This window comes from Streptomyces sp. NPDC030991, from assembly GCF_055571235.1.
On the sequence record NZ_JBVIFR010000013.1, the window covers coordinates 161916 to 183860 of the forward strand.

Here is a 21945-nt window from a genome sequence, read left to right on the forward strand (position 1 = left end):
GCGGCGGAGGGTCAACCGCCCTCGGCGACCCGCGCCGACCAGCGCTGTTCGACCCGCGCGAGCCGCCAGTAGGCGATCGCCGCCGCCCACACGAGCACGAACAGGCCGACGATGACATAGCCGACGTTGTCCAGGTCCAGGCCCGCTATCCAGCCGGTCACCGCGTCGGTCAGCGAGAGCTTCTCGTGCAGGACGCCGACGAGCTCGATGGTGCCGATGAAGAACGCCACCGCGATGGAGAGACCGGTGATGGTGAGGTTGTAGAACACCTTGCGCACCGGGTTCGAGAACGCCCACTGGTACGCGAAGTTCATGAACGTCCCGTCGAGCGTGTCGAACAGGCTCATGCCCGCGGCGAACAGCAGCGGCAGGCACAGGATCGCGTACCAGGGCAGACCCGCCGCCGCGCCGCTGCCGGCCATCACCATCAGGGTCACCTCGGTCGCCGTGTCGAAGCCCAGGCCGAAGAGGAAGCCGAGCGGGTACATCTGCCCCGGCCGGGTGATCGACCGGGTGAAGCGGCCGAGGATCCGGTTCATGAACCCCCGGGAGTCCAGGTGCTGTTCGAGCTCCCGTTCGCTGTACGTGCCTTCGCGCATCGCCCGGAAGACCTTCAGGATGCCCAGCAGGGCCACGAGGTTGAGGGCGGCGATGAGGTACAGGAACGTACCCGAGACAGTGGTGCCGACGACGCCGAGGATCTGGTGGGTGCGGGACTCGTCGTTCAGGAGGATGCCGGCGAGGGCCGCGCCGCCCGCGACCAGCGCGGCCATCGCGACGACCACGCTGGAGTGGCCGAGCGCGAACCAGAAGCCCACGGAGACGGGGCGCTTGCCGTCCGCCATCAGTTTGCGGGTGGTGTTGTCGATCGCGGCGATGTGGTCGGCGTCGAAGGCGTGCCGCATGCCGAGCGTGTACGCGGTGACGCCCAGGCCGATGCCGAAGGCCTTGTCGCCGACCTCGTAGTGCCGGGGGACGACGAGGAGGAACAGTACGCCGAACGCGACGACGTGCAGCGCCGCGATCACCGTGATGAGACCCGCTGTGCGCACGGTGTCCTCACGGCGCCAGCGGAAGGTGGGCTCGGGGTGCGGGCCGGTGGGCCGCGCAGGGGAGTTCCCGGGCAGGGTCATGCCTTGATCACGCTCCAGCACCTCGTGGAATCACTTCGTGAGATGCCGCGGCCGGTCTCCTGGCTTACGGGCGTGCCCCGCCGCTCCTGCCTTCCCAGCTGCCTCGCGACAGCCAGTGGCCCGGTGGAGCGGCGTGGTCCCCGCCGGCCCGAGGGCGGCGGAGAACCCGATCACAGTGGCGAGGGCCGCTCCGGACTTGACCCTTGCGGGCCGTCACCGGTCTTCCCGAGCACCACGGCCCGCCCACCATAGACGACGCCTCCCCGGGCGCCGCGGGCGGCTACCGTTGCCGGCGCCCGCGCGCCCGCTCGATCTCCTCGTAGGCCTTGTCCCGGCCCTCCCAGTGGGAGCCCTCCACCGACTTGCCGGGCTCCAGGTCCTTGTAGACCTCGAAGAAGTGGGTGATCTCCAGGCGGTCGAACTCGGGGATGTCCTCGATGTCCTGGATCGAGGCGTGGCGCGGATCGTGGGCGGGGACGCAGAGGACCTTCTCGTCCGGGCCCTTCTCGTCGCTCATCACGAACATGCCGATGGCCCGGCACTCGATGGTGCAGCCCGGGAACGTCGCGTCGGCGGTGAGCACGAGCGCGTCCAGCGGGTCGCCGTCGCCGCCGAGCGTGCCGTCGACGTAGCCGTAGTCCGCGGGGTACTGGGTCGAGGTGAACAGCATCCGGTCGAGCCGGATCCGCCCGAGCTCGTGATCCATCTCGTACTTGTTCCGGGAGCCCTGCGGGATCTCCACGATCACGTCGAACGCGTCGCCGCGCGTCTCGCTGCCGCCCAATGTGGCCTCCTTGCCGCATTGCCGCCCGCTCGAATGCACCGAGTGTGCGCCGTGCGCGGCGCGGGCGGAACCCCCGTGACCGTGGCGGAGCTACTCAGCGCGTGGGGGAGATGGGGAAGACGAGTTCGGGGCGGTCCCAGGCGACGGCCGGCGGGTACGCGGCGGCGGTGCCGGTGCGCAGGGCGCCCATGCCGCGGTAGAAGCCCTCGGCGGGCGGATGCGAGACGACGCGCACGTGGTCGAGGCCCGCGCGGGCGGCCTCCTCGCGCATGTGCGCGACGAGCAGGCGCCCGATGCCCAGACCCTGCGCGTCGTTCGCGACGAACATCAGGTCCAGCTCCGGCGGGGCGAGGACCAGGGAGTAGAAGCCGAGCACGCGGTCGTCGGCCCGGCCGGCCGCGACGAAGACCCGGTGCGCCTCGATGTAGTCGGGCCCCACGCGGTAGCCCGCGACCATCGCGGCGTAGGGGCCCTCGTAGGCGCGGGAGCCGCGCACGAGCCGGGTCAGGCGCTTGGCGTCGCGCGCGGTGGCCCGGCGCAGGGTGACGGCGGGACCGTCGCCGGGGCGCGTAACACTCGGAGTCATACTGCGAGTATCACGTATCCGGGGCGGCGTCAGCTCGTGGGGAGCGTCGAGTGGACCTGGCGCAGGAACGCCGCGTTGTCGGGGGTGCGGCGCAGGGTGTCGAGCAGTGTCTCGTAGGAGGACTGGCCGTCCCTGTTCTGGAAGGCCCGGCGCAGACCGCGTACGCCCGCCGACTCGGCGGCGGACAGCAGGAGTTCCTCGCGCCGCGTGCCGGACGGGGTGATGTCGACGGCCGGGTGGACGCGGCGGGCGGCGAGCAGGCGGTCCAGGCGCAGCTCCATGTTGCCGGTGCCCTTGAGCTCCTCGAAGAAGTAGTCGTCGGCGCGGGAGCCCGTGTCGACGAGGGCGGTGGCGAGGATCGTCAGGGAGCCGGCCTCCTCCGTGTTGCGGGCCGCGCCGAACAGGCGCTTCGGGCCGAGGAGGGCGGCGGCGTCGACGCCGCCGGACAGGGTCCGGCCGCCCCCTGCCGCGGCGTTGTTGTGGGCGCGGCACAGCCGGGTGAGCGAGTCGAGCAGGATCACCACGTCGCGGCCCTGCTCGACGAGGCGCTTGGCGCGTTCGACGGCGAGATCGGCGAGCGCGATGTGTGCCTTGGCGGGCTGGTCGAACGTCGAGGCGTACACCTCGCCGCGCACGGAGCGCCGCATGTCGGTGACCTCCTCGGGGCGTTCGTCGATGAGCAGCACCATCAGATGGGCCTCGGGGTGGTTCACGGCGACGGCGGCGGCGATCTGTTGCAGCAGCACGGTCTTGCCGGTCTTCGGCGGGGCGACGATCAGGCCGCGCTGGCCCTTGCCGACCGGGGCGAACAGGTCGACGACACGGCCCCCGAGGCCGCTCACCGGGCTCTCCAGACGCAGCCGTGCGGCGGGGTGGAGCGGGGTGAGTTCGGCGAAACGGGGCCGGCCGCGCGCCGCGCCGACGGCGACCCCGCCGACGGTGTCGATGTGGGTGAGCGTGTGGGGCCCGGCGCAGGTTCCCGCCACCAAGTCGCCCTTGCGCAGGCCGTGCCGGCGGATCAGGGCGCTGGAGACCTGGACGTCGCGCGAGGTCGGCGCAAGGTCGCCGGCGCGCAGGGAGCCCGCCCCGTTCGCGCCGATGTCGAGGACGCCGGCCGCCGGGACGGGGACCTTGGGCGCGGCTGCGCCGCCGGTCCTCGGGGCGGCGCCGGGTGTCGCCGGAGCGGCGGCGGACCTCTCCGCGGTGGTGCGGGGCTTTTCGAGAGTGGTGCTGGTCATGGTCGATCACGGTCCTTTCGCGGACGCTGTGGGTTCGCGGGAAGAAAGGGGGGTGGGGATCCGGCGGAAGGACGGGGCGGAACATCACGCCCCGTGGAGACGGGTCGAACAGCCCGTGGCCGGGAGGGAAACTGGCAGCGCGGAGCGGGACGGAACCCGCCGGAAACCCGCTGACCAGGGATGACGCACACTGCGACGCACCGGATGGGATGCGGGCTCACGTGCGGAAGGAAGGGAATCGACACCGGCGCCTCGGAAGGGGCGTACACAAGTGCCACTCAGACAGTACCACCGGATCCCGGGTGCGCGGCAAGGGCGGATTTCGGCGGCCCGCCGACCTATGCTGATCCGCGATGTTCACACCCCAGGGCCCCACCCTCCGCGAACTGGCCGTCCAGGCGCTGTCGTCGGTCGAGCGCGGCTACGACCTGCTCGCGCCGAAGTTCGACCGCACGCCGTTCCGCACGCCCGGCCTCCTGCTCGACCCGGTCGCGCGGGCGCTGCGCGAACTCGGCCCGTACGAGACGGGGCTCGACCTGTGCTGCGGGACCGGGGCGGGGCTCGGCGTGCTGCGGCAGGTGTGCGCGGGCCGGACCGTCGGCGTCGACTTCAGCGCGGGCATGCTGGACGTCGCGCGCCGGGACGGACCGGGCGCCTCGTACGTGCGCGGGGACGCCCTCGCGCTGCCTTTCGGGCCCGTCTTCGATCTGGTGGTGAGCTTCGGCGCGTTCGGCCACTTCCTGCCGGGGCAGTATGTGGACCTGTTCGGACAGGTGCGCCGCGTGCTGCGCCCCGGCGGGCAGTTCGCGTTCCCGCTGCCGGCGCCCCCGTCGCCGAGATCGCGCGGCTACTGGGCGATGCTCGGCTTCGACGGCGTGATGCGCGTGCGCAACGCCGTCTGGCGGCCCCCCTTCGTCATGTACTACCGGCCGTTCCGACTGGCCGACGTACGGCGGGAGTTGGAGCGGGCCGGGTTCGAGGTCACGCTGCACGCGCTGCCCGAGGTGGGCGAGCGGCCCGACGGCAGCCCGCGCTGCCGGCTCGTCGTGGCCACCCGGCTCTCGTAGCGCTCCGGCCCGCGGGAACTCAGCGCGCGAGGTCCGGCAGCGGAAAACGCACCTGGGTCAGCTCCTGCGACACCTCCCACAGTCGCCGCGCCACCGCGTGGTCGAGGGCGCCCGGCGCCGGCTCGACCCGGGTCGGCGCGCCGCGCAGCTCGCCGCGGCCGTCAGGACCGATGAACTCCCCGCCCCGCACGCCGGGTTCGGTCGCCGCGTACAGCTGTGGCAGCGCGCCGCGGTCCGCGGACTGGGCCAGCGGTCGCGCGAGATGGCCGAAGAGAAGGCGGGGCACCCGGACGGTGCCGTTCGTCTGGAGACCGGTCGCGCTGTAGCCGGGATGCGCGAGCACACTGCGCAGCGGGGAGCCGGCCGCGGCCAGCCGCCGGTGCAGTTCGAGCCCGAAGAGCGCGTTGGCCAGCTTCGACCGCCGGTAGAACTCCATCGGCGCATAGCGGCGTTCACCGCTCAGGTCGTCGAAGTCGACGCTGCCCTTGCGGTGTTCGAGCGAGCTCACCGTCACCACGCGGGGGTCTGGGGCCTGCGCCAGCAGGTCGAGCAGCAGCCCGGTGAGCGCGAAGTGCCCGAGGTGGTTCGTCGCGAACTGAAGCTCGTGGCCCTGCGCGCTGAGGGTGCGGGGCGGCGCCATCACCCCGGCGTTGTTGACCAGGACGTCGACGTGCGGGAGGTCGGCGCGCAGCCCGTCCGCGAAGGCGCCGACCGAATCGAGGTCGGCCAGGTCGAGCCGGCGCACCTCGACCCGCGCGTCCGGCTGCGCGGCGGTGATCGTCGCGGCGGCCGCGCGCCCCTTGTCCGGGTCGCGTACGGCCAGGACCACGCGCGCGCCCCGGCGGGCGAGAGTTCGGGCGCTCGCGAGGCCGAGACCGCTGCCCGCGCCCGTCACGACGACCACGCGCCGCGACTGGTCCGGGATCCGGTCGGCGTTCCAGGGCCGCTGCTGATGTGTGAGCTGCTCATCCATGCGGCACAGCCTGACTTCGATGGCACTCGGTGTCAAGATGCGTCCAGGTGTCATCAAGGGCATGGGGTGTAGGGTGTGGGGGTGACTACGCGACCTCAGCTGAGCCTGGCCCAGCGCAAGCGGCAGCTCGTCTCGGACGAACTGACCGAGGCGGCTCTGCAGCTGCTCGCGCTCAAGGGCTTCGACACGGTCACCGTCGACGAGATCGTCGCGGCCGCCGGAGTCTCCAAGCGGACCTTCTTCCGCTACTTCGCGTCCAAGGAGGACGTCGTCGTCCAGTTCCTGGCCGACATGGGCGCGGACATGCGCGCCGCCCTCGCCGGGCGGCCCGCGGGCGAATCGCCGGCCGACGCCCTGCTGCACGCGGTACGGGTGCCGGTCACCACCTGCGCCGCCGACTCCGAACGAGCGCTGCGTGTGGTCCAGTTGATCCTGCGCACCCCGGCCCTGCACGCCCGTTTCCTGGAGCGTCAGGCCCAGTGGCGCGACGACCTCGCCGAGGAACTGGCGGCCCGCCTCGGCCTCGACCCGGAGACCGACCTCTACCCGCGCCTGGCCACGGGCACGGCGCTCAACGCCTTCCACGTCGTGCTGCAGCGCTGGAGCGCGAGCGACGCGGCCCAGGACCCGGTCGCCCTCCTCGACCGGGCGTTCGCCCTCCTCGACCGGCCCCTGGACGTGCCCGCGTAGCACTCGCGCGGGAGCGGGACATCGGCCCGCGCGATACGCCCGTCGGTCCCGGAGAGCCGCTACCCGCCACCCGCCACCCGGAGGCCCGGCCGAGCCCGAGCCGCTCGCCCGAGCCGCTTCTCCGGGTCGCCGGGTACCCGTACTACGCTGCTCCGGTGACGAACCCCGCCGAACCCCAGCGAACCCGGCCCGCCGAACCCGGCGCGCACGCCGCGGGGGGCGGCCGCCCGGCCAACCAGGGGCGCCGGGTCGCGGCCCGCAACAGGTCCGCCCTCATCGCCGCCGCCCGCGAGGTCTTCGCCGAACAGGGTCTCGACGCCCCGCTGTCCGCCGTCGCACGCCGCGCGGGGGTGGGGCAGGGCAGTCTCTACCGGCACTTCGCCGACCGGGTCGCGCTGGCCTCCGCCGTCCTGGACGAGAACGTCCAGGAGATCGAGGCGGCCGCCGCCGAACCCGGCGCGAGCCTCGGCAGCGTTCTCGGTGTGGTCACGTGGCACATGACGCGTTCGACGGCCTTCGTCGACCTGCTGCGGGTGCGCGGTGACGGCGCGGAGGCCCGGGCCCTGGCCGGCCGCGTCCACAGCGTCCTGGGCCGATGCAGGCCGCCCGGTCACCCGCTCGGGGCCGACGACCTGATGCTGGCCGTCTCGATGGTCTCCGGGGCCGTGACCGGCCCCACCCCGGCGGAGCGGGAGCACATCGCCCGGCGGGCCTGGCGGCTGCTCGGCGTCGAGGTGGGGTCGTTGCGGCCGCTGACAGCGGCCGTCGACGGATAAGGGTCAGCCGCCGTTGGACTGGCGGATGCCCTTGCCCAGGGCGGTGAACCCGTAGACGTACCCGCCATTGGGGCCGCTGACGGTCATGTACGCCGCCGTGCGGCGCGGCGCGATCGCGACATTGGTGGCCGACGTCAGGCCGTCGGCGTCCCTGGCCGGCACCTCGACGGTGGCCAGGCGCGCCCCGTACTTGCTGTAGACGGCCATGGCCGGCCGGCCATGCAGCGCCTGGTAGAGGTTGCCGTCGGCGTCCACCGCGAGGGAGTCGGTCTGCGCCAGCCCACCGTCGACGTGGATCGCCTCGTGCCGGGAGGTCACCTTGGTCCGGCCGGCGTCCAGCAGCAGGTAGGAGATGGTGTCCTCGGCGAGCTCGCTGATCCACAGGCCGCGCAGCGCGGGGTCGAACATGATGCCGTTGGGCTGGGCGAGCCCGTCGGCCAGGACGGTGGCCTTCTTCCCGCCGCGGTCGACGCGCACGATCCGGCCGTCGGTCTCGTCCGGCTCCGTGCCGTGCGCGTCGCTGATGTACAGATTGCCGTCGTCGTCGAAGGCGATGTCGTCCGGCGTCATCCGCGCCCCTTCGACCTCGCCGGAGAAGAACGTACGCGGGTCGGAGCCGTCCCGCGCGATGCTGACCAGGGAACCCGTGGCGAAGTCGGTCAGGTACATGCGGCCGTCGTACGGGCTGATCTGCGCGGAGGTGTAGGCGCCGGTCCTGTCGGTGTAGACGCCTCGGTGCCTGCCGGTGGCCACGTCGACGGAGATGACCTTGGGCTCGCCGGGCGGGGCGGTGACGTCCACGAGGGACAGGTCGCCGTGCCCGTCCAGGACCGGGCCCTCCAGCAGGGTCATGCCGGTGGCCTCGTGCACGTCGCTCACGTGGGCGACCTGGGTGGCGCGGATGCTTCTGCCCTCGCCGGCCGTGGCAGGCCCGCTCGCCGGGGCGCCGGCGGACTCGGTGCCGCATGCGGTCAGTGCCAGAACAGCCATAACACCTACGGCGGCGAGACCCGCCGGGGTGCGGGGCGCGCGGTTCGTGGTCATACGCGGGAGTGCTCCTTCCAGTTCGTCCGGGAGGACCGGACGTCGGGCGGCGTGCAGGAGACGGGTTCGGGTCCGGGGGCCAGGGTTCTGTTCTGGGGACGCCCGCCGGCGCTCAGGCGGCCGACCAGCCGCCGTCGGACGGCAGGATCGCGCCATTGATGTTCACCGAGTCCTCGCTGAGCAGGAAGGTGATCGAGGCCGCCAGTTCCTCGGCCGTCGCCAGGCTCGGGATCGCGACGCGCATCTTCGCGGTACGGGACGAGCCGTACGGCGCGGGGGCGGGCACCGGTATGCCGGTGGCGACCGCGCCCGGGGCGACGGCGTTGACGCGTACACCCGTGCCCGCGTACTGGTAGGCCGACGACTTCGTCAGGCCGACGAGCGCGTGCTTGGAGGCGGTGTAGGCGGCGCCGGCCGCCGAGCCGCGCAGGGCGGCCTCGGAGACGACGTTGACGATCCGGCCGCCGCCCGCGGCGAGCATGCCGGGCAGCACGGCGCGCATCAGGCGCATGGGACCGTCGACGTTGACGCGCATGACACGGTGCCAGATCTCGTCGTCGACCTCGTGGACGGCGGCGTCGTCGTCCATCACGCCCGCGACGTTCGCCAGGCCGTCGACGCGGCCGCCCGCCGCGGTCAGGACGGCCGTCGCCGACGCGGGGGCGGTGATGTCCGCGGTGACCGGGACGACGGCCTCGCCCAGGTCGGCCGCGAGGGCCGTGACGCCCTCGGAGATGTCGACGGCGATCACCCGGCCGCCTTCGCGCACGATCCGGGCGGCGACGGCCCGGCCGATGCCGGAGGCGGCGCCGGTGACAACGACGGTCCGGCCGTCGAAACGGCCCGGCGTGCCGCGCTCGGTCCACGGTTCGGGAGCGCCGATCTCGATGCCGGCTCCCGGTTCCCGCGCCGAGGCGGCCACAGGGGGAGCCGTGGGCAGGTTCTCCGGGACAAGGCCGGTCTCGGCGGCGGTCACCAGGGCCGCCACGAGCTCGGGCGGGAACGCGTCGCCCGACATCCGCACGAGCTGCTCCAACGGCAGCCCGAGAGCGGGGGAGAGGGCCTCCTCGCTCTGGCCCCGGGCGGCCAGCACGGCGCGCAGGATCTGTCCTGCGGCGGGCTCCGCCAGCCAGTCGCGCAGCGGGGAGGCAGGGGTGACATCCGACATCGCGGGCCTTTCGTGTCCTGTCGTGCCGACGCGGTCCGTCGGCGCGCGGGGGTGCGCGGGGCCGCCGGGAGAGCGATCCCGCCACTACCGGACAACGGTGTCCGGTTGTTGGGTTACGGTACCTGGACCGTGCGGGACGCCCGGACCGGGCACCGCCCCACACCCCGTACGGCGCCTGTGCCGGCCCCCCACGAGAGGAACCCGCCCGATGACCCTGCCGCCGTGCGACAACCCGCCCACCCCGCAGGAGACGGCCGCGCTGCGCGAGCGCTACCGCACGGAGCGGGAGCGCCGCGTGCGACCCGAGGGCACGCGCCAGTACCGGTCCACCACCGCCGAGTTCGGCTACTTCGCCGCGGACCCGTACGCCGACGGCGAGGCGGAGCGCGAGCCGCTGTGCGACACGGTGGACGTCGCCGTCGTCGGGGGCGGCTTCGGCGGGATCCTGGCGGGCGCGCGTCTGCGCGGGCAGGGCGTGGACCGGGTGCGCGTCGTCGACAAGGGCAGTGACTTCGGCGGCACCTGGTACTGGAACCGGTATCCGGGCATCCACTGCGACATCGAGTCGCACATCTACCTGCCGATGCTCGACGAGACCGGGTACGTACCGGAGTGGAAGTACGCCCCCGGCGAGGAGATCCGCCGCCACGCCGTGCGCATCGCCGAGCAGGCGGGCCTGTACGAGGACGCCCTGTTCTCCACCGCCGTCACCTCGCTGACCTGGGACGAGACGGCCGAGCAGTGGCTGGTCGGCACCGACCGCGGCGACGCGTTCCGCGCCACCCACGTCATCACCGCCACCGGCACGCTGACGGAGCCCAAGCTGCCCGGCATCCCCGGGATCGAGGAGTTCAAGGGCCACACCTTCCACACCTCGCGCTGGGACTACGGGTACACCGGCGGCACCCCGGAGGGCGGTCTGACGGGCCTCGCGGGCAAGCGGGTCGGTGTCGTCGGCACCGGCGCCACCGGCGTGCAGGTCATCCCCGAACTGGCCGCGGCCGCCGAGCGGCTGTACGTCTTCCAGCGCACCCCGTCCGCCGTGGACGTACGGGGTCAGCGGCGCATGACACCGCGGGAGGTCGGGGCGGAACGCCCGGGCTGGGCGGCCGAGCGCCGCGAGAACTTCCTGCGGATCGTCTCCGGGGAGGAGGCCGGTGAGGACCTCGTCACCGACGGCTGGACGGAGTCGGCCGCCCTGCTGGAGAAGCTGCTGCCCAGCTTCCGCCGCGACGGCGAACCGGACTTCGAGGAGGCCTACGAGGCCGCCGACCACGCCACCATGAACCGGATCAGGGAGCGCGTGGCCGCCGAGGTCACCGACCCCGACACGGCCGCGGCCCTCCAGCCCTGGTACCGCTACGCGTGCAAGCGGCCCACCTTCTCCGACCTCTACCTGCCCGTGTTCAACCGGGAGAACGTCACCCTCGTGGACACCGCCTCCGCCCACGGCATCGAGCGCATGACGGAGCGCGGCGTCGTGGTGGCCGCCGTGGAGTACGAGGTCGACTGCCTGATCTTCGCCACCGGGTTCTCCGTGGGCGTCTCCGGCGTCACCTCGGGGAAGCTGCCCGTGACCGGCCGCGGTGGCGTGCGGCTCCTGGACGTACGGGCGCGGCGGGGCCCGCGCTCCCTGCACGGCTTCACCAGCCACGGCTTCCCGAACCTGATCCAGATGGGCTCGCTGCAGAACGCCAGCAGCGTCAACTTCACGCACATCCTGGACGAGCAGGCCGTGCACGCGGCCGCCCTGATCGCCGCCGCGCGGGAGAGGAACGCCCTCCTGGAGCCGACGCCCGAGGCCGAGGACGCCTGGCTCGGCGTCTGCGCCCAAGGCGCCCCGGACCACGCCTGGTTCCACGCCGAATGCACCCCCGGCTACTACAACGCCGAGGGCCGCGGCCGCCCGAACGGCCCCCTCGCCTACCCGCACGGCGCCGTCGCCTTCCACGAACTGCTGCGCCGCTGGCGCGAGGAGAACCTCGACGAGGTGCTTCGGGCCAAGACCTCCCCCTCGGTCCGGTAGGTCTGCCGACGGGCCACGTGTGCGGGCGGTACGTTCCGTCATGACCGCCCGGCCCGGGACCCCGGCCGGGCGCCTTGGGAGACAGCCCGCCGCACCAGCGAAAGAGAGCCCCGATGCTCCTGACCGCCGCTCACGTCCTGGCCGGGCCCGACCGACACCCGCTCCCCGACGGGGCGGTGCTCGTCCGCGAGGGGGTCATCGCCTGTGTCGGGCCGCGCGAGGAGGTCCAGCGCCTCACGCGGCCCGACGAACCCCGGCTCGCCTTCCCCGCCGGAACCCTGCTGCCCGGTCTTCTCGACGCGCACGTGCACCTCTGTTTCGACGGCGGCCCCGACCCGGTCGCCACGCTGCGACAGCAGGACGACGAGGCGCTGTTCACGGCGATGAAGGCCCGCGCCCGGCAACTGCTCGACGCCGGCGTCACCACCGTCCGCGACCTCGGTGACCGCGGCGGACTCGCCCTGCGCCTCGCCGCGTCCGTCGCCGCGGGGGAGACACCCGGCCCGCGGATCGTCTCCGCGGGGACGCCCCTGACCCCGCCCGGCGGGCACTGCTGGTTCCTCGGCGGCGAGGTCACGGGCGCCGAGGAGGCGCGCCTGCTCGTGCGGCGCAACATCGACGCGGGCGCCCGGGTCATCAAGGTGATGGAGACCGGCGGCGGCCTCACCGAGGGCGGCGCCCGCAGCTGGGAGACCCAGTTCGGCGAAGGCGAGCTGACGGCGATCGTCGACGAGGCACACCGCGCCGGACTGCCGGTCGCCGCCCACGCGCACGGCACCGACGGCATCACCGCCGCCGTCGGCGCCGGTGTCGACACGATCGAGCACTGCACCTGGCTGACGGCCACCGGGACCGACCTCCGCGAGGACGTGCTCGCCCGGATCGTCGAGCGGGGCATCCACGTGTGCCCTGCGGTCAGCCCGCACTGGCGGATGCTGCCGCAGGTCTTCGGCGCCGAACGCGCCGAAGCCATGTTCGACGCCGTACGGCGGATGGCCCGGGCGGGGGCCCGGCTGATCGCGGGCACCGACGCGGGGGTGCAGCGCGCGGGCTTCGACGGTCTGGCGTCGAGCCTCGCCTTCTACACGCACCTGGGCCTGCCCAACGACCGCGTCCTCGCGATGGCCACCACGGAGGCCGCACGCGCGCTGGGAGTCGGCGAAGAAACGGGCCAACTCACCCCCGGCTACAGCGCGGACCTGCTCGCGGTCGACGGGGACCCGCTCACCGACCTCGGTGCGCTCGGCTCCGTCGCGACCGTGGTCGCGGCGGGCAGGCATCTGATGCCCGCGTGACCGTGCGTGATGCCCGGCCACCCGTCGTGCATTCACATTCGTGCTGATCCTGTGCTTCTTTGCAGGCCGCTCCATGGAACCCGGACGAGGGCCCCATCTCGCTACGGGACCTCGTGATAGCACGGAGTGATCAGACTCGAAGGAGACGACGACATCATGGGTATCTTCAGCCGTCGCCCGACCGCGACCCTCGAACCGACGCCCGTTACCGGTCCCGGTACGCCCTTCCCGGCGGCCGCGGCCGCCGGTGTCGCGCTCGACCCGGCGCTGCGCGCGCTGACCGGCGAGTGGACCATCGACCGGCCGCACAGCCGCGTCGGATTCTCCGTACGGCACGCGATGGTCACGACGGTGCGCGGCGCCTTCGGCGACTACGACAGCACGCTCTACTTCGACGGCGCCCGGCCCGCCGAATCGAGGGCCGAGATCGTCATCAGGGTCGCCAGCGTCGACACCGGGGTGGAACAGCGCGACGCGCACCTCGTCGGCAAGGACTTCTTCGACGCGCAGCGCCACCCGGAGATGGTGTTCCGCAGCACCGCCACGGTCCACGAGGGCGGCGAGACCTTCCGCATGGCGGGCGACCTGACCATCCGCGGCGTCACCCGCCCCGTCGAGCTGCAACTCGACTACCTGGGCTCGGTCCTGGACCCGTTCGGCTTCGAGCGGGCCGGCTTCGACGGCACCACCACCATCGACCGCACCGACTGGGGCCTGGTCTACAACCAGCGCCTCGAAGCGGGCGGCACCATGGTGAGCGAGAAGGTCCGGCTCCAGTTCGACATCTCCGCGATCCGCGCCACACCGCTTTCGTAGCACCGCGAGGACACGGCCAGGCGCCCTCCCTGACCACCGGTCGGCGGAGGGCGCCGCCATGAGCGCCGCCGCCACGAATTTCATGCGTCTGCAACGATTTATCGTTCATCCGCCTGCTAGACATGGTCATTGTCCCGGTACGACGGACGGAGGTGGGGCATGCGACGCGCGCTGTGCCCCCGCGCCCTGAACCCCCGCCGCCGTGTCCGGCTCCACTCCCGGCCCTACATCGACCTGCGACGCGTGGCCGCCGCGCTCTGTCGCCCCTGAGCGACCCCGCCGCGGGTCCCGGCCCCTCGTCCCATGGCGCTCTCGCCGCCGCGTCCCGCGCTCGCTCCACGCCGGGCCGCGGTCTCGTACGGACTCTCAGGAAGGCACAGCTGTGTCCTCACGCCCCACTACTCCCGCGCTGCACCTCGCCGTCGCCCTCGACGGCACCGGCTGGCACCCGGCCTCCTGGCGCGAGCCGGTGGCCCGGCCGCGCGACCTGTTCACCGCCGCGTACTGGGCGGATCTGGTCGGCGAGGCCGAGCGCGGGCTGCTCGACTTCGTCACCTTCGAGGACGGGCTCGGCCTGCAGTCCTCCCAGCCCTTCGAGCTCGACGGCCGCGCCGACCAGGTCCGTGGCCGCCTCGACGCCGTCCTGCTCGCCGCCCGCATCGCGCCGCTCACCCGGCACATCGGCCTGGTGCCGACCGCGGTGGTCACGCACACGGAGCCGTTCCACCTCTCCAAGGCCATCGCGACCCTCGACTACGTCAGCGCCGGACGGGCCGGGCTGCGGGTCCAGATCTCCGCCCGCCCGAACGAGGCCGCCCACTTCGGCCGCCGCACGATCCCGCGCATCGACCCCCGGCAGCTGCCCAAGGAATGGGAGTTGGCGGCCGGCCTCTTCGACGAGGCCGCCGACTACGTGGAGGTCGTCCGCCGTCTGTGGGACAGCTGGGAGGACGGGGCGGAGATCCGGGACGAGGCGACCGGCCGCTTCGTCGACCGCGACAAGCTGCACTACATCGACTTCGAGGGGCCTCACTTCAGCGTCAAGGGCCCCTCGATCACGCCCCGGCCACCCCAGGGCCAGCCCGTCGTCAGCGCCCTCGCCCACCAGAGCATCCCGTACCGGCTGGTGGCCCGGCAGGGCGACATCGGCTACGTCACCCCGCACGACGCCGACGAGGCCCGCGCGATCGTCGACGAGATCCGCGCCGAACAGCAGATCGCGGGCCGCGCCGGTGAGCCCCTGCACGTCTTCGGCGACCTCGTCGTCCTGCTCGACGAGGACCCGGCCGCCGCGCACGCACGCCGCGAGCGGCTCGACGGCCTCGCCGGAACGCCGTACACCAGCGACGCGCGCGTCTTCGCCGGTTCGCCCTCCCAACTCGCCGACCTGCTCCAGGAGTTGCAGGCGGGCGGGCTGACCGGGTTCCGGCTGCGGCCCGCCGTGCTCGGCCACGACCTGCCGGCGATCACCCGCGGCCTCGTCCCCGAACTCCAGCGCCGGGGCGCCTTCCGTCGCGCCTACGAGGCCGACACCCTGCGCGGTCTCCTCGGGCTCGCCCGCCCCGCCAACCGCTACGCAGCCACCGCGACCGCCTGAGCCGGACGGAGAACGTACGACATGAGCAAGCCCCTGAAGCAGATCCATCTGGCCGCCCACTTCCCCGGCGTCAACAACACCACCGTGTGGAGCGATCCGCAGGCCGGCAGCCACATCGAGTTCAGCTCGTTCGCGCACTTCGCGCGGACCGCCGAACGCGCCAAGTTCGACTTCCTCTTCCTCGCCGAAGGGCTGCGCCTTCGCGAACAGGGCGGCAAGATATACGACTTGGACGTCGTCGGCCGTCCCGACACCTTCACCGTGCTGGCCGCGCTCGCCGCCGTCACCGAGCACCTCGGACTGACCGGCACCATCAACTCCACCTTCAACGAGCCCTACGAGGTGGCCCGTCAGTTCGCCAGTCTCGACCACCTCTCCGGCGGCCGCGCCGCCTGGAACGTCGTCACCTCCTGGGACGCCTTCACCGGTGAGAACTTCCGCCGTGGCGGGTTCCTGCCCCAGGACGAGCGTTATTCGAGGGCGAAGGAGTTCCTGGCGACGGCCGGTGAACTCTTCGACTCCTGGCGCGGCGACGAGATCCTCGCCGACCCCGCCACCGGCACGTTCCTGAGCGACGCGAAGGCGGGCTCCTTCGTCCACAGCGGCCGGCACTTCGACATCCACGGCCAGTTCAACGTCCCGAGGTCCCCGCAGGGCCGCCCCGTGATCTTCCAGGCCGGAGACTCCGAGGAGGGCCGCGAGTTCGCCGCGTCGAGCGCCGACGCGATCTTCAGCCGGTACGCCACCCTGGAGGAGGGCCAGGTCTTCTACGCGGACGTCAAACGCCGACTGGCCGCCTACGGCCGCACCCCCGACCAGCTCAAGATCCTGCCCGCCGCGACCTTCGTGCTCGGCGACACCGACGCCGAGGCCGAGGAGCTCGCCCGCGACGTGCGCCGCCGGCAGGTCAGCGGAGCCACCGCGATCAAACACCTCGAGTTCGTCTGGAACCGCGACCTGACCGCATACGACCCGGACGGGCCGCTCCCGGACGTCGACCCGGACGTCAGCGACCGCCACATCGCCGAGGGCCGGGCCCAGGTCCGGATGTACCGCGACCCGCTGGCCACCGCCCGCGAGTGGCGCGAACTCGCCGCCGCCAACAACTGGTCCATCCGCGACCTGGTCATCCACACCGGCAACCGGCAGAACTTCGTCGGCTCCCCGGCCACGGTCGCCGACGCCATCGACACACTCGTCCAGGCCGACGCCAGCGACGGCTTCATCCTCGTCCCGCACATCACCCCCGGCGGCCTCGACGCCTTCGCCGACCAGGTCGTCCCGCTGCTCCAGGAGCGAGGCGTCTTCCGCACCGAGTACGAGGGCCCCACCCTGCGCCACCACCTCGGCCTCGCCCACCCCGACGACGCCCACGACGAGCCGGCGCCGTCGTGACGATCCCGCGAGACCCGGCTGCACAAGGTTGCAACAGGGCGGCAACACAAGGCTGTTGACGGTGGGCGCCCATGGCCCCGATCATCGTTGGCAAGGCAACGTACGGAGTGACGGCGGAGTGGTCCGCCGCGGAGCGAGGGGAGTCGCCATGCAGGTCCGCCGGCCGGTCGCCGCGCCCGCGACCCTCGCTCCGCTCCGTGACGCACATCTGGCCGCGCGCATCCACATCGACCTGCGCCGCGTCGCCACGGCCATCTGTCGCGCCTGACGCCTCGGGCCCGCCCGTCCGCTCCGCCCGCCCCGGCCCCGCCGGACGCCCGGGCCGAGTCGTCCACCCGGGCCGGCCTGTCGGCCCGGCGGCACGCCCGTCCACCCGGCCGGTCCGTCGGCCCGGGCCGCTCCTGACGCGGGCCCACACCGTCGCCGGGCGCCGCGCGCCCGCACCCCGTACACACATGTGTCCGCACACACACCTGCGCCTTTCCGGCGCCGCCCCTGCCATGACACCCGGAGACCACACATGTCCGCACCCGTCACCAGCACCCTCACCGTCCGGCCCGTCGCCGGGCACATCGGCGCCGACATCATCGGCGCCGACCTCTCCCGCCCGCAGACGCCCGAGGAGGTGCGGACCGTCCGGGACGCCCTGCTGCGCTGGAAAGTGGTCTTCTTCCGCGCGCAACGGCTCGACCACGCCGGACAGATCGCCTTCGCCCGCCAGTTCGGCGAGCTGACCTACGCCCACCCGCACGACGAGGCCCCGCCCGAGGGGTTCCCGGAGATCTTCACCATCGACCCCAAGCGGTTCGAGCAGCGCTACAAGGACGGCCTCCAGTCTCAGCGGAGCAGGCGCAAGTACAGCTACTTCGGCGGCTGGCACACCGACGTGACACCCGCCGTCAACCCGCCCGCGGCCTCGATCCTGCGCGCGGAGACGGTCCCCGAGCACGGCGGCGACACCACCTGGACCAACACCGTCGCCGCGTACGAAGGACTGTCGGCACCGGTGCGCGCCTTCGTCGACGGGCTGCGCGCCGAGCACCGCTACGGCGGCGACGAGGCGCCGACGGGTGACAGCGGTTACGCCCGCCGGGTCAACGACAACCTGCTGGTCGCCCACCACCCCGTGGTCCGCGTCCACCCGGAGACCGGCGAGCGCGCGCTCTTCGTGACCCCCGGCTTCGTCAGCCACATCCTCGACGTGACCCCGCGCGAGAGCCGCGCCCTGCTGAACCTGCTGTACGAGCAGGTCACCCGGCCCGAGTACACGGTGCGGTTCCGCTGGGAGCCGGGCAGCGTGGCGTTCTGGGACAACCGCGCCACCGCCCACCTCGCCCCGAACGACCTCGACCACCTCCAGGTGGAGCGCACCCTGCACCGGGTCACGCTGATCGGGGACGTGCCGGTCGGGCCGGACGGACGGCGGTCCGAGCGGATCTCCGGCAAGCCGTTCACGGCCGACCACCGGGTGGTGGTCAGCGCCTGACCGTCGCGTCACGGGCGCCGCGCCGCGCGGCGCCCGACCGCTCCGTCCCCTTCGCGTGCCGCCCGGCCGTCACCGGCCGCGCGCGGGTGCGCCCCTCTTCCGTGAAGGCCCGAATGAAGCCTCGTACCGCCCACCCATCGCTGCGCGCCGGCGCACTGGCCGCCGTCGCCGCGTCCTTTCTGCTGAGCTCGTGCGTGAGCAACGCGCAGCCCACGGCGACCAGTGCGAACGTCGCTGCGAAGAAGATCCCGGCCGAAGTCTCCGCCGACACCTCCCTCACCGTCGGAGCGCCCGACCTCAAGGTCGCTCTGGAGCTGTCCGGCCAGATCGACAAAGTGCCGTTCAAGGTGGAGTGGGCCAACATCAGCGGCGGTCCGCAATGCTCCGAGGCATTTCGCGCCCATGCGCTGGACATCTGCTCGGCCGCCGACATCCCGTCGATCAACGCGCACTGGACCGGCCTGGACACCAAACTCGTGGCGGCCAAGTTCCGCGAGGACCCGATCGCGGACCCGATCTACGAGCTGGGGATCGCACCGGGCGCGCACATCAAGACCCTCGCGGACCTGCGCGGCAAGAAGATCGCCTACAGCCCGGGACAGGCGCAGGGGGCGCTCGTCCTGCGGATCCTGAAGAAGGCGCACCTCAGCCAGAAGGACGTCCACCTCGTCGAACTGGCCAGCACCGGCGACGTCTACCCCACCGCTCTCGGCAACCGCCAGGTCGATGCCGCGCCCATCGCCGACGTCAACGTCAAGCGCTATCTGACGAAGTACGGCAGGGACGGCGGCACGACCGTCAAGCACGGGCTCCGGGACGATCCGGGACACCTGTGGGCCCTCACCGAATCCGTCGGCAACGCCCAGAAATCCGCCGCCGTCCGGGAACTCATCACCTTCTGGGCACGGGCACAGCTCTGGGTCGACGCACACCCGCGGCAATGGATCGACGGATATTACGTCAAGGACCAGGGGCTCAGCCCCGAGGACGGCGCCTACCTGGTGAAGAGGTCCGGCCATCCGGTCTTCCCCGCCGACTGGACCGACGCCATCAAGCGCCAGCAGCAGACCGTCGACCTGCTGGCGAAGGAGCAGAACCACAAGACGTTCGACGCGGCGACCCTCTTCGACCGCCGGTACGAGCGCGTCGCCGCCGCCGCCGTCGCCGGTGAGAGGAAGACGCCATGAGCAGCACGGCTCTCGGACAGCGGGCGGCGACCGCGACGTCGACCGGCGAGTCCGCCCGCCCCGGCCCCCGCGCGCGAAGGCGTAGGAAGCTGGGACCGGGCCGCCCCGTCCCCTACGGCTGGGCGCTCGGCCCGTTGCTGCTGCTCGCGGTGTGGGCGGCCGGCTCCGGCGCCGGACTCATCGACGCACGCAGCCTGCCCGCGCCCTGGACCATCGCCGACACCGCGGGCGACCTCATCGCCGACGGCAGGCTGCAGTCCAACTTCGCGACCTCCGCCCAACGCGCCCTGCTGGGGCTGGTGTTCGGCACCGCCGCGGGGCTGCTGCTGGCCCTCGTCGCCGGCCTGAGCCGGCTGGGCGAGGGGATCGTCGACGGACCGGTGCAGATCAAGAGGGCGATCCCGTCGCTCGCGCTGATCCCGCTCCTCGTCCTCTGGTTCGGCATCGGCGAGACGATGAAGGTCATCACGATCGCGCTCGGCGTCTTCGTCCCGATCTACATCCACACCCATAACGGGCTGCGCACCATCGACAACCGCTACGCCGAGCTCGCCGAGACGGTACGGCTGAGCCGGCTCCAGTTCGTCCGCCACGTCGTCCTGCCGGGGGCGCTGCCCGGGTTCCTGCTGGGGCTGCGCTTCGGCGTGACCGCCGCCTGGCTGGCGCTGGTCGTCGTCGAGCAGGTCAACGCGACCAGCGGCATCGGCTACATGATGGAGCTCGCGCGGACCTACGGCCAGACCGACGTCATCATCGTCGGCCTCGTCGTGTACGGACTTCTCGGCCTCGTCTCCGACGCCCTGGTACGACTCGTGGAGAGGAGGACCCTGTCATGGCGACGCACGCTGGCGGGCTGACCGCGACCGAGACGGCGGACCGTACGACGGTCCGCATCGAGAACCTGGTCCGCACCCTCGGTGGCCGCGACGTCCTCGACGGGCTCGAACTGAGCATCGCCCCGGGTGAGTTCGTGGCCCTCCTGGGCCGCAGCGGCTCCGGCAAGAGCACCCTGCTGCGGGCGCTCGCCCGCCTGGACCACGACGTTCCCGGCAGCGGTGGACTGGCCGCGCCCGACGACGTGTCGGTGGTCTTCCAGGACGCGCGGCTGCTGCCGTGGAAGCGGGTCCTGGACAACGTCGTCCTCGGCCTGGGCGGACCGGACGCCGTCGACCGCGGCCGCACCGCGCTCGCCGAGGTCGGCCTCGCAGGCCGCGAACGGGCCTGGCCCGTCGAGCTGTCCGGCGGCGAACAGCAGCGCGTCTCGCTCGCCCGCTCCCTCGTCCGCGAACCCCGGCTCCTCCTCGCGGACGAGCCGTTCGGCGCGCTCGACGCCCTCACCCGGATCCGGATGCACACCCTGCTGCGGCAGCTGTGCGAGCGCCACCGCCCCGCCGTCCTGCTCGTCACCCACGACGTCGACGAGGCCATCGCCCTGGCCGACCGGGTGGCCGTCCTGGAAGCCGGGCGGATCACGTTCTCCGTCCCGGTGGAGCTCCCCGCACGGCGCCGCCCCGGCACCCCCGCCTACGCGCGGCTGCGCGATCGCCTGCTCACCCGCCTCGGCGTGGAACTCGACCCGGAGGAGATCCGATGAGCCAGGAATTCCTCTGGTACATCCCCAACACCGTCGAACCGGGCCACCGCGGCGACGACACGACCGCCGGATGGGGCTCGATCGAGTACTCCACCGAGCTGGCGCTGACGGCGGAGGCCCACGGCTGGGGCGGCGCCCTGCTCGGCACCGGCTGGGGCCGCCCGGACACCTTCACCGTCGCCACGGCGCTGGCCGCGCGCACCACCACGTTCAAGCCGCTGATCGCGGTGCGCCCCGGATACTGGCAGCCCGCGCACTTCGCGGGCGCGGCCGCCACCCTCGACCAGCTCAGCCGCGGCCGGGTCCTGGTCAACATCGTCAGCGGCCTGGACAACCCGGCCGCGTACGGCGACACCAACGTCGACCCGGCCCTGCGCTACGCCCGTACCCAGGAGTTCCTGCATCTGGTGCGGCGGCTGTGGACCGAGGAGCAGGTCACGTTCGAGGGCGACCACTTCCGCGTCACCGGCTCGACGGTGGCGCCGCGCCCGTTCGTCACCGAGGAGCGGAGCCATCCGACGCTCTACTTCGGCGGCGCGTCACCGGCCGCGGAACGGGTGTCGGCGGCCGAGGCGGACGTGCAGCTCTTCTGGGGCGAGCCGCTCGACGGCATCGCCGAACGCGTCGACCGGCTGCGGCGGTTGAGCGCCGAGGTGGGCCGTCGCCACAAGCCGCTGGAGTTCGGGCTCCGCATCACCACGGTGGTGCGCGACACCACCGAGGAGGCGTGGCGCGCGGCGGAGGAGAAGGTCGCCAGGATGGCGGCGGACGACGGCGGGCCGGCCTGGGCGGGGAACCGCAGGACGGCGGTGGGGCAGCGCCGCCTCCTCGACCTCGTGGAGCGCGGCGAAGTGCTCGACACCTGCCTGTACACCACGCCCGGCAGGTTCGGCGGCGGGGGAGCGGCGACCACCTGGCTCGTCGGCTCGCCGGACGACGTGGCCGCGGCGCTGCGGAGCTACCGCAAGCTGGGCGTCACGCACTTCGTGCTGAGCGACACCCCGTACCGGGAGGAGACGGGCCGCGTCGGGGACCAACTGCTGCCGAGGCTGCGGGAGTTCGGTGCGGACACCGCGAACTGACGCGCGAC

The 21945-nt window shown here is 72.9% G+C and carries 22 protein-coding genes and 1 riboswitch; of the genes, 15 read left to right on the forward strand and 7 right to left on the reverse strand.

The window, feature by feature from the left end; translation table 11 throughout:
- Window positions 1-11: 11 nt before the first annotated feature.
- From nicT to rho, 4 genes are all read right to left on the reverse strand, one after another.
- Complete coding sequence (gene nicT / locus ACZ45E_RS24585; RefSeq protein WP_468224003.1) at window positions 12-1133, reverse strand: Nickel transporter NicT; 1122 nt, start codon at window positions 1131-1133, stop codon at window positions 12-14.
- A 32-nt stretch (window positions 1134-1165) separates the two neighbouring features.
- Window positions 1166-1385, reverse strand: a riboswitch (cobalamin riboswitch).
- Window positions 1386-1413: 28 nt separating this feature from the next.
- Window positions 1414-1839, reverse strand: coding sequence for an inorganic diphosphatase (locus ACZ45E_RS24590; RefSeq protein WP_468224292.1), 426 nt, complete (start codon window positions 1837-1839; stop codon window positions 1414-1416).
- Between the two features lie 172 nt (window positions 1840-2011).
- The gene (locus ACZ45E_RS24595; protein WP_468224005.1) at window positions 2012-2503 is read right to left on the reverse strand and encodes a GNAT family N-acetyltransferase; all 492 of its coding nucleotides are present in this window, start codon (window positions 2501-2503) and stop codon (window positions 2012-2014) included.
- 29 nt (window positions 2504-2532) lie between these two features.
- Window positions 2533-3741: a transcription termination factor Rho gene (rho, locus tag ACZ45E_RS24600; protein WP_468224008.1), complete on the reverse strand. Its 1209-nt coding sequence runs from the start codon at window positions 3739-3741 to the stop codon at window positions 2533-2535.
- 353 nt (window positions 3742-4094) lie between these two features.
- Between rho and ACZ45E_RS24605 the strand changes: the two genes are divergently transcribed.
- A complete protein-coding gene (locus tag ACZ45E_RS24605) occupies window positions 4095-4808 on the forward strand; it encodes a class I SAM-dependent methyltransferase (protein WP_468224009.1) in 714 nt (237 codons plus the stop codon).
- A 19-nt stretch (window positions 4809-4827) separates the two neighbouring features.
- On the opposite strand, the gene ACZ45E_RS24610 is transcribed toward ACZ45E_RS24605, so the two are convergent.
- On the reverse strand, window positions 4828-5781 hold the full coding sequence (locus ACZ45E_RS24610; protein ID WP_468224012.1) for an oxidoreductase: 954 nt from the start codon (window positions 5779-5781) through the stop codon (window positions 4828-4830).
- Between the two features lie 81 nt (window positions 5782-5862).
- Between ACZ45E_RS24610 and ACZ45E_RS24615 the strand changes: the two genes are divergently transcribed.
- On the forward strand, window positions 5863-6471 hold the full coding sequence (locus ACZ45E_RS24615) for an acyl-CoA-like ligand-binding transcription factor (RefSeq protein ID WP_468224014.1): 609 nt from the start codon (window positions 5863-5865) through the stop codon (window positions 6469-6471).
- A 155-nt stretch (window positions 6472-6626) separates the two neighbouring features.
- The gene (locus ACZ45E_RS24620; RefSeq protein WP_468224016.1) at window positions 6627-7247 is read left to right on the forward strand and encodes a TetR family transcriptional regulator; all 621 of its coding nucleotides are present in this window, start codon (window positions 6627-6629) and stop codon (window positions 7245-7247) included.
- Window positions 7248-7250: 3 nt separating this feature from the next.
- Here ACZ45E_RS24620 and ACZ45E_RS24625 read toward each other — a convergent pair whose 3' ends face one another.
- Window positions 7251-8291, reverse strand: a complete 1041-nt coding sequence (locus ACZ45E_RS24625; protein WP_468224018.1) for an SMP-30/gluconolactonase/LRE family protein — start codon at window positions 8289-8291, stop codon at window positions 7251-7253.
- A gap of 112 nt (window positions 8292-8403) precedes the next feature.
- Window positions 8404-9459 carry an SDR family NAD(P)-dependent oxidoreductase gene (locus tag ACZ45E_RS24630; protein ID WP_468224021.1) on the reverse strand — a complete coding sequence of 352 codons (1056 nt, stop codon included), beginning with the start codon at window positions 9457-9459 and terminating at the stop codon, window positions 8404-8406.
- 208 nt (window positions 9460-9667) lie between these two features.
- Between ACZ45E_RS24630 and ACZ45E_RS24635 the strand changes: the two genes are divergently transcribed.
- From ACZ45E_RS24635 to ACZ45E_RS24690, 12 genes are all read left to right on the forward strand, one after another.
- Window positions 9668-11485 carry a flavin-containing monooxygenase gene (locus ACZ45E_RS24635; protein WP_468224023.1) on the forward strand — a complete coding sequence of 606 codons (1818 nt, stop codon included), beginning with the start codon at window positions 9668-9670 and terminating at the stop codon, window positions 11483-11485.
- Window positions 11486-11598: 113 nt separating this feature from the next.
- Window positions 11599-12780 carry an amidohydrolase family protein gene (locus tag ACZ45E_RS24640; protein WP_468224026.1) on the forward strand — a complete coding sequence of 394 codons (1182 nt, stop codon included), beginning with the start codon at window positions 11599-11601 and terminating at the stop codon, window positions 12778-12780.
- Window positions 12781-12936: 156 nt separating this feature from the next.
- On the forward strand, window positions 12937-13596 hold the full coding sequence (locus ACZ45E_RS24645; protein ID WP_468224028.1) for a YceI family protein: 660 nt from the start codon (window positions 12937-12939) through the stop codon (window positions 13594-13596).
- Between the two features lie 159 nt (window positions 13597-13755).
- A complete protein-coding gene (locus ACZ45E_RS24650) occupies window positions 13756-13866 on the forward strand; it encodes a putative leader peptide (RefSeq protein WP_468224029.1) in 111 nt (36 codons plus the stop codon).
- A 112-nt stretch (window positions 13867-13978) separates the two neighbouring features.
- Window positions 13979-15193 carry an LLM class flavin-dependent oxidoreductase gene (locus ACZ45E_RS24655; RefSeq protein ID WP_468224032.1) on the forward strand — a complete coding sequence of 405 codons (1215 nt, stop codon included), beginning with the start codon at window positions 13979-13981 and terminating at the stop codon, window positions 15191-15193.
- Window positions 15194-15214: 21 nt separating this feature from the next.
- Window positions 15215-16588: an NtaA/DmoA family FMN-dependent monooxygenase gene (locus tag ACZ45E_RS24660; protein ID WP_468224033.1), complete on the forward strand. Its 1374-nt coding sequence runs from the start codon at window positions 15215-15217 to the stop codon at window positions 16586-16588.
- A 148-nt stretch (window positions 16589-16736) separates the two neighbouring features.
- On the forward strand, window positions 16737-16856 hold the full coding sequence (locus ACZ45E_RS24665; RefSeq protein WP_468224036.1) for a putative leader peptide: 120 nt from the start codon (window positions 16737-16739) through the stop codon (window positions 16854-16856).
- Window positions 16857-17108: 252 nt separating this feature from the next.
- Window positions 17109-18074 (forward strand): TauD/TfdA dioxygenase family protein, encoded by a 966-nt coding sequence (locus ACZ45E_RS24670; RefSeq protein WP_468224038.1) that lies wholly within the window; start codon window positions 17109-17111, stop codon window positions 18072-18074.
- A 113-nt stretch (window positions 18075-18187) separates the two neighbouring features.
- Entirely contained in the window at window positions 18188-19261 is a 1074-nt protein-coding gene (locus tag ACZ45E_RS24675; RefSeq protein WP_468224040.1) for an ABC transporter substrate-binding protein, read from the forward strand.
- Complete coding sequence (locus ACZ45E_RS24680) at window positions 19258-20118, forward strand: ABC transporter permease (protein ID WP_468224042.1); 861 nt, start codon at window positions 19258-19260, stop codon at window positions 20116-20118. The genes ACZ45E_RS24675 and ACZ45E_RS24680 overlap by 4 nt, the downstream gene beginning before the upstream one ends.
- Entirely contained in the window at window positions 20094-20855 is a 762-nt protein-coding gene (locus ACZ45E_RS24685) for an ABC transporter ATP-binding protein (protein ID WP_468224045.1), read from the forward strand. Before ACZ45E_RS24680 ends, ACZ45E_RS24685 begins: the two co-directional genes overlap by 25 nt.
- Window positions 20852-21937, forward strand: coding sequence for an LLM class flavin-dependent oxidoreductase (locus tag ACZ45E_RS24690; protein WP_468224047.1), 1086 nt, complete (start codon window positions 20852-20854; stop codon window positions 21935-21937). The genes ACZ45E_RS24685 and ACZ45E_RS24690 overlap by 4 nt, the downstream gene beginning before the upstream one ends.
- Window positions 21938-21945: the final 8 nt, after the last annotated feature.